We start from the raw sequence: 13,293 nt of genomic DNA, 5'->3' as shown, positions 1-13,293 counted from the left end.
TTTTGTTTCAAGACAAAAGTATTAAGTAAAAAACTTTTTAACATCAACTTTGCATTTTATAAAAGATCATGATAATAATTTGAATGTAACGCAAAGATTTTATTTTCTATGCTTATGATTCTAGGAGGCAAAGATTACGGCAAATCCGTTGACTAAGCTAATGGTAACAGCACGCTTCATCAAATCGATTAAAAATCGATGAACCCTTTGCTCACTTACAATTTAGCAGCATCAAACAACAACTTTGCGTTTTAAAAATCTTTAGGTTTACGATATTGAGACTCCTACGGAGTGACAAAATAGAGGTTCCACAAGATCGTAGTAACTATTTCATTGAAGCTATGAACCAATAATAGATCCATTAAAATGATTTAGAATGTGTTGATTATAACGAAGAATAGTAATTAATAAACCTTTTAATTGACCTAGGAATAAGGAACGTTAAGAAAATTTAAATGGAATCCGTTAAAAAATTCCCACTGTCTGAGCATGGCTACAATTTTGAATCGAAGCAGAACCGAGGGATCCATGCGAGTTTGGGAATTTTAGGAGTACATTGAAATTTTTAGTGGAGGATTCCAGTCTTGAACTTTTGAATACTTTTGTTTCAAGACAAAAGTATTAAGTAAAAAACTATTTAACATCAACTTTGCGTTTTATAAAAGATCATGATAATAATTTGAATGTAACGCAAAGGTTTTATTTTCTGAGTTTATGATTTCAGGAGGCAAAGATTACGGCAAAGCCGCTGACTAAGCTAATGGTAGCAGTACGCTTCATCAAATCGATTGAAAATCGATAAACCCTTTGCTCACTTAAAATTTAACGCAATCACAAATAAACTTTGCGTTTTAAAAATCTTTAGGTTTACGATAATATTGAGACTCCTACAGAGTGACAAAAGTGGAGGTTCCACAAGATCATAGTAGCTATTTCATTGAAGCTATAAACCAATAATAGCCATTAAAATGATTAGGAATGGGTTAATTAAATGAAAAATAGTAATTAATAAACCCTTTAATTGACCTAGGAATCAGGAACGTTAAGAAAATTTAAATGGAATCCGTTAAAAAATTCCCACTGTCTGAGCATGGCTACAATTTTGAATCGAAGCAGAACCGAGGGATCCATACGAGTTTGGGAATTTTAGGAGTACATTGAAATTTTTAGTGGAGGATTCCAGTCTTGAACTTTTGAATACTTTTGTTTCAAGACAAAAGTATTAAGTAAAAAACTATTTAACATCAACTTTGCATTTTATAAAAGATCATGATAATAATTTGAATGTAACGCAAAGATTTTATTTTATAAGCTTATGATTCTAGGAGGCAAAGATTACGGCAAAGCCGCTGACTAAGCTAATGGTAGCAGTACGCTTCATGAAATCGATTGAAAATCGATGAGCCCTTTGCTGACTTAAAATTTAACGCAATCAAACATCAACTTTGCGTTTTAAAAAATCTTTAGGTTTACCATATTGAGACTCTTACTAAGTGACAAAAATAGAAGTTTAGCAAAATCAACAGTATTTTATACTGTAAAAATAATAGGCTGTTTATTTTTTGCTCTTTATTCCAATCAATTGTAACGCATTAGAAGTTAAAAAGATATCATCAAAAACAGTCAATGATTCTACATCATTAAAACCTGTAGGGATCAAGTCATTTTTATTGAAAGATAATTCTATAGAGGTATCGTAGGCAGCAACGATTCTTACTTTTGAATATCCGTTATAATCTACTCTGAAGCCTTCAAACATGCATTTACGTTCTGCTTTCTGATATTCGCCGTATTCTTCAAAACCTGCCATATCTGTCCTTTCATCATCGTTGTCATTATGCTCCAATGATTTCCAGGAAGCATAATTTTTGGGTTCCTTTAATACATTTCCATTAGGGTCTACAGGAACAAACATTCCCAAAGTAAGGGATTGTTTTAAAAAATTAGCATAATTATTCATCAAACTCAAGGTTTGAAGATCGGCATATCCTTCGTGGGCATAATATTCAAGCACGAAGGTCGTCATCGGAATCAGCTTATGAGAAGCATCAGTCGGCATATTTGGTCTTTTCTTTTTGGCCGATAAAAATAGTATTTTTATTTGCGTTTCCCAACGTAACATAAAGAATCCAACGGTATTTATACCCATTCTGAATAACAATAAGGAAAGAGTGCCATGCATTTTCCGTATCTTCGTACCATAACAGGAATAATGATAGCGAATACTTCTTTGCAGGATATGGAGGCGGTCCTTGGCTTATACAAAATGGCTTCCGATTTTAAGAAAACCGTATCTGGTGTACAATGGCCGAAATTTGATCGAAATATGATCGAAACTGAAATCAACGAAAACCGGCATTTTAAAATTACAGTAGATGAACAGGTAGCTTGTGTATGGAGCATTACCTTTGAAGATCATCAGGTTTGGGAAGAAAAAAATGAAGATCCTTCAATATACATTCATAGAATCGCTACCAATCCTAATTTCCGCGGACAGAAATTTGTTGAGCAAATCGTAGAATGGGCAAAACAATTTGCTTCTCAACACGACAAATTATACGTAAGAATGGATACTACTGCCGGAAACCAAAGACTAACAGATTATTACGTAAAATGTGGATTTACCTATCTGGGAGATAAGAAAATGACTGATACAGAAGGCCGTCCGGATCATTATCATAATGCCACAATGGCCCTTTTTCAATTGGAAGTATAAAGATTCTGTTATTTACAGACAGGCTGAACATCATTCAATAAAGTAACCAGCATTTTTCCCGGTTCTTCAAAAGGAATCAGATGGGCTGAATTTTCAAACCAAATTCCCTTTTTAAAAGGAGCTTTTACATTCTTAAGCCACTGAGCGGTAGGTTCTGATGGAGTAGTATAATCATGTCTTCCCATAAACATGAAAACCGGAATAGGAAATGTTTTAACACTTTTAAAATCTGTATCAAGAAACTCCGTAAGCACTTTTGAGAGAGTAAATAAACTTCCTTTCCCAATAGCTTCTGCATCATCATAGGAATATTCCGGTGATAAAAGCGGAGCCTGAAAGAAATATCTGGAATTATTTCTATAGGCAGTCAGGCCACCATAATACTGAGGCCATTTCCGTGCAATAATGATTCTCTGCCGGGTAATCGGAGTATTTCCCGGATAAGGTGCTATTGAAGCTAATTCCTTTAAAGCAGTATCATTTTTCAGTCGGGTAGCTTCTTTTACAGCGAAATCAACACTTAACCGTTCATTATCTCTGGTATTGATAATCTGTCCGATTCCAACATAAGCATAGAACAGATCCGGTCTTTTCAGTGCCGCTTTCATGGAGATAATGGTTCCCCAGCTGTGTCCTATGAGAAGAACTTTTTTCTTTTTATACTTTTCTTTAATCAATTCAGCAAGTTGTATAGCATCATCCACATATTGATTAATATTAATCGTATTCTTCAGGCTTAATGTATCATTGGCATTATATGTTTTACCGGATGCTCTTTGATCGTAGTTCACCACTGTAAAATATTCTTCGATGGGCCTTTGAAACATCCACATCACCGGAGCAATAGGAGAGGCCGGACCACCATGTACAAATAAAATCACAGGGTTTTCTTTATTCTGCCCACGAACATATACCCATTGTTTCACACCTCCGATGGTGGCTTTATACCTTTCCTGAATTCCATTTGGAGCTACGATGGAGTCTAGATCCTTGATGATTTCCCGGGCTTCACTATATTCATTATTGGGCTTCTTACTCTGTCCGAATACGATGAATGAAAATAATAAAGTAATAACTGATATAATTGGATACCTCATGATTGGTATTTAAATAATTGATTATAAGAACTAAGTTAGAAAGATCATTTGAATATTCAGAAAGATTTTTTACACGAAGGGAAATGAAATTGATAGAACAATCTTATTTCGGAAACAGATTTTGCTATTTATCCCTTTGTAATGCTTTTTTCTCAGCATCCAGGAATTTATAAACAGGAAAAGCATCACCCTGATTGGTAAGTGCAATAATACAAGTATTAGAGTTTAAATCTCTCCAGATCACGCCCCTGAAACCATTCACTCCTCCCGTATGCATTGTATGATGGCCGGAAACAAACCAGCCAAAACCATATTCGCTGGGTTTCCCATCTTTTAGGATAGGTAATTCATACATAAGTTTAGAATTTTCATGATTCAAAAGCTGATGTTTTCTTAAAGCTGTATCAAATTTATACAGATCCCATGGAGTAGAATAGAGGCTCCCATCTCCAGTTGTGAGGAGTGAATAATCGTCAGGCTTTTTATTCATATCATAAGCTTTTGCTATTTCAGTATTAGGAATCGTTTCAGCATCATAGATAAATGAATGATTCATCTTCAAAGGATTCAATATTTTACCCTGAATAAATTTACCATAGGATTGTCCTGATATGGCTGCAATAATTTCACCGAGTACAATATAACCGCTGTTACTGTATTCAAATTGGCTTCCTGATGGAAATCGTAGCCCCGGTTGTTTTTTAAGAAAGTCCAAGACTTCCTGGTTGATAATTTTATCTTTATCTACCCTCAAAATATTTTCATAATCCGCCAAGCCGGAAGTATGATTCAATAATTGCCGTATACTTACATTCTGTGCATAGCCTGGAAGATCTTTAATGTACTGACTAGCCTTATCATCATAAGACAATAAATTTCCCTGCTGCAATAGCATAATTCCAACAGCTGTAAAAGGTTTAGTAATGGAAGCCACACAAAATGGTGTATTTTTCGTTACAGTACTTTTATCTTCAAAACGTTTATAACCCAGTGCTGTATCACATACTATTTTTCCTTCTTTAACAATAAGAACTGTACCATTAAATTTTCCTTCTTTGTAATAGTCGAGAACAATCTCTTTTTCTGACTTTTCTTTGCAGGAGAAGAACATTGCAGTGATAAAACTATACATCAATAGTGTTCTGAACATGGTATTGAATTTTAATATACAATACGTCAGACATATACATAAAAAGTTACAAAAGTTGAAGCCAGGTTGAAATATTGAAAATCATCAAACTTCATTTTCTATTTTTTCTTATAACCCATTCATTTTCAATTAATTTTAAAATGACTATCTTTACGCTAACCAAACAAACAGTATTAATATGTCAGTAACACCAGAAGGAGCCAGGAAGGCTCAGCTATCTTTATCTGAAAGGGCACCTGTAGCTCATGCCGTTCTTTCAGGAGCAGAAAATATTTCAAAGTACAGTAACGGAGTATGTCATGATGTGGTTGCTTATGCCCTGTACATGAGAGGAGCCCACATTAGCCCAGATCAATTGGCAGGTTCAGCAGGCCAAAAATGGTTAGAAACTTTCAACTATCCTGGAGGGAAAAAATGGGATGGATATTCTCCCATTGCTAAAGGAAAAGCCATTGGTTTCTACAGACCTATTGATAAAACATGGTTTCATTCAGCTATTACAACAGGAAATGGTAATGAGATCAGATCCGTAAACGGGTTTTCATTAGGTTCTGCATGGTCTGTACCGGTAGATATGAAATGGGTTCTTGGAAAAATTAATTCCGATGGTACTTTCAACTATGACGGAACTAAAATAGAAGTGTATATTTCTCCTTTATAGAAATAATCCTTCCGGTTGGAAGGATTATTTTTTTAACCTTTTCCCTCTATTAATATTCTGCCCTCATCAGATGGGTTGAATTTGTATTGAGTTCAATTCCTCTATCTCTACCAACAATTACAGTTCCTCCAATATTGGCAAGATGATTTCCAAAAGCACAATTGGGTTCAAAGGCAAAGCACATTCCTTCCTGCAATACTAAATCTCTTCCAGGATTGGGTAACCTACCCACATTTCCGTATCGGGCAGTTTGTGGTAATATTTCTATCCCCGGAGCTGTTCCAAATCCAATAGGACCATAAGGGTTTATACTGTGTATTAAAGGATGTACATGCCATCCGCCAGCTTCTAAAAGTGGTTTTTCCATGATATCAACAACTTCTCCAAAAGTTTTTCCCGATTTCAACACATCCACTCCTGCTTCATAACACTCGCGGGCGACATGAGCTGCACGTTCAATATTTGGATGTATATTTCCAACCGCTACTGCCGCCTGATGCTGAGTTTCATACATCCCATACAATGCAAAGATCTCAGATAAAACAATGTCTCCTTCTTTAATAATTCGGGGAGGCTGTGACCGATATTGCCAGGCAGGCGGCCCCCACCCAATATATTCAGGTCCTGATCCCATTAATATTTCAGCCGTAAACCCTCCCATTGAAATACAGGCCGAGGTAATAGCTGCTGCTACTTCAGCTTCACTCACTCCGGGCTTAACAGTCATACGCATCGCTTCACTCATAACTTCCCCAATATGCGCAGCATGCTTAATTAAAGCCAGTTCTTCATCACTTTTTGGAGCAGTCATTTTGAAAAAATCCATATAAACAGATTTTATTTCAGCATTTGGAAAGGCTTCCATGATCCCTTTCCATGTACGATGGGGAAGTGCTCCGTCAAAATAGAAAGGTGGATAAGCCTCCAAACCAATGATTCCAATCTTAGGTGTATTTGAAAGGCCCTTTTCTTTAAGGATATTTCCAATATTGGACCCAGTTTTACCAACATAGATTTGTTCAGGCTCAATCCATTGCTGATCTCCACGAAGAGAAGCCTGCATATGATCTGCCACCATCATAGAAGCAAAAGTTATAACAATTGGCTTTTCTTCTTTGTAAAATATCACAACAGACCCAAGTCTGTCATTGGTAAAATAATGATCAATACAAAACGGGGCGGGTGCTGCAGATTCTCTGTCTCCGTAAATGATCAGGGTGTCCAGTTCATTTTTTCTCATGATGGTGCGTGCAATCTCCCAACGACGATCACGCTCTTTCAATGATAAAGGCAATGGTATTTCCATTTTTGTTTTCATAACTCAATCTTTATTAATTATTAAAGCTGATGCAAAGTAAGCAGATCAATGATCGAAGGATATTATCCCAGAAGAAGAATAAATGTGCAATACGTTTGTTTTATTGGAAAATAAATATCTTCTTTACCTGGAATTTAATTGATGGTATGGAAAGCGTGAAAGATGTTGAAAATTACAGTATAACTTATGTGTCTGAGAAAATTGGGTTGCAGAATGTAGAAGGAATTGTGGTAAACAGAACTGAAGATTCTGTACGAAAAGGATTAACAAATTATCCGCATACGGTCAATGGTTTTATCTGCGCAATCTGTATAAAAGGAAAAGCAGAACTGAAAATTAATTTTCAGAAAAGGCTACTGGAACCCTATACTCTCATGGTTGTACTTCCCGGCTCTATGATGGAACCGATAGAGGTATCGGATGATCTGCATATAGACACTATTTTTTTCGATCCTGATTTTATTTCCAGAGATTCTCTTTCCAATCATTACATGTTTTTTCACGAAATAGGGCAAATACCTTGTATCAGGTTAAATGATGAAGGTTTTGAGGTCTTTAGACAACACCATACAAGTATTTCTATGCATTATTATAGAGAAGAAAGCAGGAGTAAGGCAGACATACTTCAATTCCTGTTGTTAGCCCTTTTAGCGGAAATAAAAGATGTATATAATACTAATGGTGAACAGGAACAGGAACAAAAACATACAAGAGCTAAAGAATTAACAGCTGTTTTTTTTGATTTATTATACCATCATCATAAAAAAGAAAGAAGTGTTTCCTTTTATGCTCAGAAAATGCATCTAACCAGTAAATACCTCACTACCATAATACGTAAACAGACAAGAAAGTCTATCCTGGTTTGGATCAATGAAGCGGTTATAGCACAGGCCAAATCTTTATTGAAAACAACCAATCTTTCAGTAATGGAAATTACTGATATTCTAAATTTTACCGAATCATCCCTGTTTTGTCGGTTTTTCAAAAGATACACCGGTATGACGCCTTCTGCATACAGAGGAAATTAAAGGATGTATCCGAAAGTTATTTATGCCTCAATCGTACATTTCGGGCACACACCGCTGATGATAAAATTGTATTCCTCTGCAATAAAATGATCTGGCAAGCTAATTTCCGGTATCGCATTCTCAATACACGTTACAGAATGACATTTTTTACAATTAAAATGAACATGATTGTGAAAATGCTGTTCATGGCTGCATTTACCACTGCATTTTGCAAAGTTGACCACACCATCCACATTGATGATTCTATGGACAGCGCCCTCATTTTCAAGCCTTTCTAAAACTCTGTAAATGGTTACTCTATTACATAGTTCGCCTAGTTGCTTCTGAATATCAGAATGGCTTAAAGCAACCTCGGAGCTGTTGATAAGGTTTAAAATTTCGGTTTTGGCGTGGGTATTTCTGACTTGTTTCATTATTTTAATGCAACAAAGTTGCGTTATTTAGGATTTTATATTTACATTTGCAACAAAGTTACAATAACAAATTTAAATCCTGATCTTTATGAAGTCTAAAATTCTTGATGCAGTAGGAATCTCAGCGGCAGTTTTATGCCTTATTCATTGTATTGTCTTTCCTTTATTGCTTATTATTCCCATCGGAATATCCCATAATCCCTATGTTGACCTTGGTTTTCTTGCCATAGGAACCCTTGTCGTTTACAGATTAACGAAAAAAATCACCAACCGCAGGCTTAAGTTCTTATTTTGGATATCAATTGGTCTTATTGCTGTTTCTGTAGCAGCAGATTTTATATTCGAAGTGCATCTTCCTTTGATTTATGTAGGAGCAGCAGGATTGATCACAGCACATCTTATCAATTTCAAGAATCACAAACATTAAGAAAAAATGACAAAGAAACTCCCGGTAACAGTGCTGAGTGGTTTTTTAGGAGCCGGAAAAACAACTCTATTAAACCATATTCTGCACAATAAACAAGGCTTAAAAGTGGCTGTAATTGTCAATGATATGAGTGAAGTTAATATTGATGCAAGGCTTGTTGAAAACCAAAATACCCTTTCAAGAACAGAAGAAAAGCTGGTTGAGATGAGCAATGGATGTATATGCTGTACATTAAGAGAAGATCTTATGGTTGAAGTAGAACGTTTAGCTTCTGAAAATCGCTTCGACTATCTTTTAATCGAAAGTACAGGAATCAGCGAACCCATTCCCGTAGCACAAACCTTTACTTATATTGATGAAGAAAGTGGAATAGATCTTTCCCGCTTCAGCTATGTAGATACTATGGTAACTATTGTGGACGGTTTTAACTTCATGAAAGATTTTTCTTCTAATGAACGATTGATGGACCGTAGGCTCACTGATATTGAGGAAGATTATCGTACCATTGTTAACCTTCTTACCGACCAGATTGAATTTGCCAATGTTATTATTTTGAACAAAACAGATTTAATTGATCCGGAAACGCTCGGATTTTTGAAATCTGCACTAAAAAAATTAAATCCGGAGGCTACCATTCTGGAATCAGAATTTGGTCAAATTGATCCACAAAATATTCTAAATACAAAGTTATTTGATTTTGATAGAGCACAGGCTTCTGCAGGCTGGCAAAAAGAACTGCAGACTGATCATCATACTCCTGAGACAGAAGAATATGGAATAGGCTCTTTAGTATTCAGAGATCAAAGACCATTTCATCCCAACAGGCTTTGGGAATACCTTAATCATTATCCTGAAGGTATATTAAGAGCCAAAGGGCTTTTCTGGCTGGCTTCCAGGCCTGATGATGCTTTGAACTTTTCTCAGGCAGGAGGTTCATTTCGTCTGGAGAAAGCAGGAGTTTGGTGGAGTAGTATGCCTATGAGCCATAGAGCGCAATATGCTTCTTTTATAGAAAATCAGGAATTCATTGAAAGCAGATGGGATAAAAATTGGGGTGACAGAATCAATGAACTGGTTTTCATTGGACAAGATCTGGACAAAGAACAAATCTTACAAGATCTTACTGCCTGTCTTATCAGCGATCATGAAAAAGAATTATTTGATCGAAAAGCAGAATTTAAAGACCCTTTCCCTCAACATATTTAAAATTAACCTTTTGTTAACGCAACTAAGTATCGTTAAGTGAAAATATGAAATAAATTAGTGCATTATTTATACAATATATGGATAGAAGAAAATTTCTAAAAGGTTCAGTACTGCTTTCAGGATTATTATCACTATCACCCACTGAACTCTGGAGTTCTACAAAAAGGGTTACATCTCCGGGAGCCGGAAAAGCAAAAAACATCATATTCATGGTGAGCGATGGAATGAGCCTTGGAACCCTTTCAATGGCAGATCTTTATTCCAGAAACATATTGGGAAAGGAAAGCCGTTGGCTCAACTTATATCATGAGAAGACAGTTTCACGTGCATTAATGGATACAGCTTCTGCAAGCTCAATCGTAACAGATTCCGCAGCTGCCAGTTCAGCTTTCGGAGGCGGAATAAGAGTGCAAAATGGGGTATTAAATATCGGTGCTAATGGAGAAAACCATATTCCAATATGGCAGAAATATAAAAAAGCAGGAAAAAAAGTGGGTTGTGTTACCAGTGTTACCATTACTCATGCTACACCTGCAGGTTTTTGTGTTAATTCCACCAAAAGAAATGCAGAACCTCAAATTGCTGAAATGTATGCAGAACTGGGAATAGATATTCTGATGGGTGGCGGAGATGAATTTTTTAATCCTTTAAAAAGAGAAGATAAAAAAGACCTTTATTCTGTTTACAAAAAAAAGAACTATCAAATTATGAAGAATGGTATAGATCTCAAAACCATTCAAAAAGGAAACAAGATTTTAGGAATCTTCAATACCGGAGCTTTACCATACAGCATTGACAGGACTCATCTTAAAGAACTTCAAAACACACCTACTTTAGCAGAGATGGCAGATGCGGCTATTGATCAGATGAAGGATCATCCGGAAGGTTTTGTTCTTCAGATAGAAGGCGGAAAAGTAGACTGGGCAGCTCATGCCAATGATATAGCGGCATTGATTCACGATCAGCTGGCATTTGATGAAGCTGTGAAAACAGCAATAGATTTTGCTGAAAAAGATGGAAATACTTTAGTAATCATCACAACAGATCATGGGAATGCCAATCCCGGAATCATTTATGGGACGGATGCCACCAAAAACTTTAATAGTATTTCAAACTATCACTATACCAATGAATATATCCTGAATAAAATTCATAAAGATCATTCTGCCAAGGATATTAAAGATTGGATATATGAAGGCCACAAACTTATTCTGAACGATGATGAAGCCAAGCACTTACAAAGTTTTTACAATGGACTTGAAAAAGAAGAAGGACTTTACAATTATAAGAAATTACCGTTCAAACTTTATTCTGAAATTCAGAAAAGTCGGAATTCGGTAGGCTGGATCAGTATGGACCATTCGGGAGATTATGTAGAAGCAACAGCATACGGACCGGGAAGTCAGCTTTTAAAGCCTTATATCAAAAATATGGACCTGCATTACCTAATGTTGGAAGCATGTCCTCTATAAACTGAAAGTATTTTCATATCATACTTTATATTTTTAGCTGGTTTTAAAACAGGCTCTCCAAAATGATTTGAAGAGCCTGTTTGCTTTTTCTGAAAATTGTTAATCCGTTTATTGTGAAGACTTTCTACGACGTGTAGAAACCTTTTTATCTAATTCTTTGATGTCCTGTCTCAATTCTCTGAACATTTCTTTGAAATTATAACTTTCATAATCTCCTGGTTCAAAATCTTCCGGGAAAATTCCTGAGGCATATTGCCATATTTCTACAATATCTTCAAACGGAATATCGTATGGCTCATAGAAAGAGTTATCTGCGCTAACACAAATAGCATTTCCTTTATTTTCTTTAAAACGCTTGTAGGTAATCCCATCATTCTGGGTAATGAAAACATAGGTCTTTCCAGGTTTTAACTCATCAATTCCTTCTACATATTTTCCTACAATATATGAACCATTTCTAAAAGGCGGCATCGAATCACCATCTGCCGGAAATGCTCTATATTTTCCATTATTTAAAAAGGGTAGAGCAATACGTTGAAGGCTTTCAATATACCCCACATCGCTATATCCCTCCAGATATCCCATGGAAGCTTTCTGTGGAATGATTTCTATGGTATCATTTCCAAGATCATCTACAGCTACAGGAAGAACAATTCTGTTATCCGGAAGTTTCATCATATCTTCTGTTGAATATTTCTGAAGATCAACAGATAATAGCAGATCGATACTGACATGAAAATACTTGGAAATCCTGATAAGAAGCTCAATAGGAGGTTCTGAAATTCCATTTTCGTATTTAGAATATCTCACTCGGGAAATCGTAAGATCATCAGCTACATTTTGTTGAGAAAGCTTTCTCTTGGCTCTCAGAGAGCGTATATTATTTGAAAAAATTGACATTGATAGAAGTATGTCCACAAAAATACGAATTTTGCTTCCTTCTATCAACTATAGGAAAGGCTTTTACCATAAAATTTGGAGAATTTTATCATTTGTTAACTAAAGCCAACAAAATGGGTTCAAAACACATCTGTTTTTTCCTGTTTTTTCATTCATTTTTACCCTTCAAAACACCATTTTAACATTTTTTAAATATTAACCATAAAAAAGTTCATTTACATTGAAATATTAACTCTAATATTTAAAATTTGAAATATGTTTTTTAAAAAATAGTAAATCAATCAGATACAAACAAAAATGATATTTCCATAATTATCCATTTATATTAACGAAATATTAAATAATAAAATTGTTTAATTATTTTATTCAAAAAAATATAAGTTTATTATTAATTATCATATATTTGTGATGTATTAATCATATAAAATTTTAATCATGAAAAATTTCAAAAAACTAGACAGAAACGAGCTAAAATCTATTTCAGGAGAAGGATTACTTGATCCAATCGGAGGTTTATTAGGTGGTCTAGGTGGCGTTGTTGGTGGCGTTATCGGAGGAGTAGGTACTATCGTTGGTGGTGTTATCGGCGGTGTAGGTTCTACAGTAGGTGGTGTTATCGGCGGTGTAGGTACCGTTGTTGGAAACGCTTTATGCCAAACACAGTGTGTAGTTAATGGTGTAATCCACATCAAATTATTAGAGTGTGGTTCTACTTGCTAATCAGCAGCTCCATTAAAAACTAAAAAAGTATGCCGCTCTTTTCAGAGCGGCTTTTTATTTTAAAAAATAAAAATTAATAATTATAAACATATATTCAACTATCCTCTAGTCATTTAGCTTTACTGAGAATATTTTATAAAAACTCATTAAAGCAACAATGTTGCATTAATTAATTTAATTATCTA

General features: G+C 35.3%; 13 protein-coding genes. 7 read left to right on the top strand and 6 right to left on the bottom strand.

Annotation, left to right across the window (positions count from 1 at the left end; genetic code table 11):
- Positions 1-1,555 precede the first annotated feature (1,555 nt).
- The gene (locus BLS98_RS11565) at positions 1,556-2,122 is read right to left on the bottom strand and encodes a hypothetical protein (RefSeq protein WP_139166106.1); all 567 of its coding nucleotides are present in this window, start codon (positions 2,120-2,122) and stop codon (positions 1,556-1,558) included.
- A gap of 54 nt (positions 2,123-2,176) precedes the next feature.
- Between BLS98_RS11565 and BLS98_RS11560 the strand changes: the two genes are divergently transcribed.
- Positions 2,177-2,716: a GNAT family N-acetyltransferase gene (locus BLS98_RS11560; protein ID WP_228425165.1), complete on the top strand. Its 540-nt coding sequence runs from the start codon at positions 2,177-2,179 to the stop codon at positions 2,714-2,716.
- Between the two features lie 8 nt (positions 2,717-2,724).
- Here the strand turns inward: BLS98_RS11560 and BLS98_RS11555 are convergent, their stop codons facing one another.
- Positions 2,725-3,813, bottom strand: coding sequence for an alpha/beta hydrolase (locus BLS98_RS11555; RefSeq protein ID WP_089736615.1), 1,089 nt, complete (start codon positions 3,811-3,813; stop codon positions 2,725-2,727).
- 124 nt (positions 3,814-3,937) lie between these two features.
- Positions 3,938-4,963 carry a serine hydrolase domain-containing protein gene (locus BLS98_RS11550; protein WP_089736613.1) on the bottom strand — a complete coding sequence of 342 codons (1,026 nt, stop codon included), beginning with the start codon at positions 4,961-4,963 and terminating at the stop codon, positions 3,938-3,940.
- A gap of 178 nt (positions 4,964-5,141) precedes the next feature.
- Here BLS98_RS11550 and BLS98_RS11545 point away from each other — a divergent pair, with 178 nt between their 5' ends.
- A complete protein-coding gene (locus tag BLS98_RS11545; protein ID WP_089736611.1) occupies positions 5,142-5,624 on the top strand; it encodes a hypothetical protein in 483 nt (160 codons plus the stop codon).
- A 49-nt stretch (positions 5,625-5,673) separates the two neighbouring features.
- Here BLS98_RS11545 and BLS98_RS11540 read toward each other — a convergent pair whose 3' ends face one another.
- Positions 5,674-6,942 (bottom strand): M24 family metallopeptidase, encoded by a 1,269-nt coding sequence (locus tag BLS98_RS11540; protein ID WP_089736609.1) that lies wholly within the window; start codon positions 6,940-6,942, stop codon positions 5,674-5,676.
- A gap of 29 nt (positions 6,943-6,971) precedes the next feature.
- Between BLS98_RS11540 and BLS98_RS11535 the strand changes: the two genes are divergently transcribed.
- A complete protein-coding gene (locus BLS98_RS11535; RefSeq protein WP_089736607.1) occupies positions 6,972-7,970 on the top strand; it encodes a helix-turn-helix domain-containing protein in 999 nt (332 codons plus the stop codon).
- Positions 7,971-7,990: 20 nt separating this feature from the next.
- Here BLS98_RS11535 and BLS98_RS11530 read toward each other — a convergent pair whose 3' ends face one another.
- Positions 7,991-8,383: a Fur family transcriptional regulator gene (locus BLS98_RS11530; protein WP_089736603.1), complete on the bottom strand. Its 393-nt coding sequence runs from the start codon at positions 8,381-8,383 to the stop codon at positions 7,991-7,993.
- Positions 8,384-8,471: 88 nt separating this feature from the next.
- Here BLS98_RS11530 and BLS98_RS11525 point away from each other — a divergent pair, with 88 nt between their 5' ends.
- From BLS98_RS11525 to BLS98_RS11515, 3 genes are all read left to right on the top strand, one after another.
- On the top strand, positions 8,472-8,810 hold the full coding sequence (locus BLS98_RS11525; RefSeq protein ID WP_089736601.1) for a MerC domain-containing protein: 339 nt from the start codon (positions 8,472-8,474) through the stop codon (positions 8,808-8,810).
- Positions 8,811-8,816: 6 nt separating this feature from the next.
- The gene (locus BLS98_RS11520) at positions 8,817-10,016 is read left to right on the top strand and encodes a GTP-binding protein (protein ID WP_089736599.1); all 1,200 of its coding nucleotides are present in this window, start codon (positions 8,817-8,819) and stop codon (positions 10,014-10,016) included.
- 77 nt (positions 10,017-10,093) lie between these two features.
- Positions 10,094-11,488 (top strand): alkaline phosphatase, encoded by a 1,395-nt coding sequence (locus BLS98_RS11515; RefSeq protein ID WP_089736597.1) that lies wholly within the window; start codon positions 10,094-10,096, stop codon positions 11,486-11,488.
- A gap of 108 nt (positions 11,489-11,596) precedes the next feature.
- Here the strand turns inward: BLS98_RS11515 and BLS98_RS11510 are convergent, their stop codons facing one another.
- Complete coding sequence (locus BLS98_RS11510) at positions 11,597-12,388, bottom strand: XRE family transcriptional regulator (RefSeq protein WP_089736595.1); 792 nt, start codon at positions 12,386-12,388, stop codon at positions 11,597-11,599.
- Between the two features lie 435 nt (positions 12,389-12,823).
- Between BLS98_RS11510 and BLS98_RS23300 the strand changes: the two genes are divergently transcribed.
- The gene (locus tag BLS98_RS23300) at positions 12,824-13,108 is read left to right on the top strand and encodes a bacteriocin-like protein (RefSeq protein ID WP_167356210.1); all 285 of its coding nucleotides are present in this window, start codon (positions 12,824-12,826) and stop codon (positions 13,106-13,108) included.
- Positions 13,109-13,293 lie beyond the last annotated feature (185 nt).

Source organism: Chryseobacterium jejuense (genome assembly GCF_900100075.1).
Classification (GTDB): domain Bacteria; phylum Bacteroidota; class Bacteroidia; order Flavobacteriales; family Weeksellaceae; genus Chryseobacterium; species Chryseobacterium jejuense.
Note: the sequence above shows the minus strand (reverse complement) of the source record. Positions and strands in the feature narration are given on the sequence as shown.

Bases quoted from the DNA above. Each gene is read 5' to 3' on its own strand.
- BLS98_RS11565 (WP_139166106.1), bottom strand. From the start codon at position 2,122: ATGTTACGTTGGGAAACGCAAATAAAAATACTATTTTTATCGGCCAAA.
- BLS98_RS11560 (WP_228425165.1), top strand. From the start codon at position 2,177: ATGCATTTTCCGTATCTTCGTACCATAACAGGAATAATGATAGCGAAT.
- BLS98_RS11555 (WP_089736615.1), bottom strand. From the start codon at position 3,813: ATGAGGTATCCAATTATATCAGTTATTACTTTATTATTTTCATTCATC.
- BLS98_RS11550 (WP_089736613.1), bottom strand. From the start codon at position 4,963: ATGTTCAGAACACTATTGATGTATAGTTTTATCACTGCAATGTTCTTC.
- BLS98_RS11545 (WP_089736611.1), top strand. From the start codon at position 5,142: ATGTCAGTAACACCAGAAGGAGCCAGGAAGGCTCAGCTATCTTTATCT.
- BLS98_RS11540 (WP_089736609.1), bottom strand. From the start codon at position 6,942: ATGAAAACAAAAATGGAAATACCATTGCCTTTATCATTGAAAGAGCGT.
- BLS98_RS11535 (WP_089736607.1), top strand. From the start codon at position 6,972: ATGCAAAGTAAGCAGATCAATGATCGAAGGATATTATCCCAGAAGAAG.
- BLS98_RS11530 (WP_089736603.1), bottom strand. From the start codon at position 8,383: ATGAAACAAGTCAGAAATACCCACGCCAAAACCGAAATTTTAAACCTT.
- BLS98_RS11525 (WP_089736601.1), top strand. From the start codon at position 8,472: ATGAAGTCTAAAATTCTTGATGCAGTAGGAATCTCAGCGGCAGTTTTA.
- BLS98_RS11520 (WP_089736599.1), top strand. From the start codon at position 8,817: ATGACAAAGAAACTCCCGGTAACAGTGCTGAGTGGTTTTTTAGGAGCC.
- BLS98_RS11515 (WP_089736597.1), top strand. From the start codon at position 10,094: ATGGATAGAAGAAAATTTCTAAAAGGTTCAGTACTGCTTTCAGGATTA.
- BLS98_RS11510 (WP_089736595.1), bottom strand. From the start codon at position 12,388: ATGTCAATTTTTTCAAATAATATACGCTCTCTGAGAGCCAAGAGAAAG.
- BLS98_RS23300 (WP_167356210.1), top strand. From the start codon at position 12,824: ATGAAAAATTTCAAAAAACTAGACAGAAACGAGCTAAAATCTATTTCA.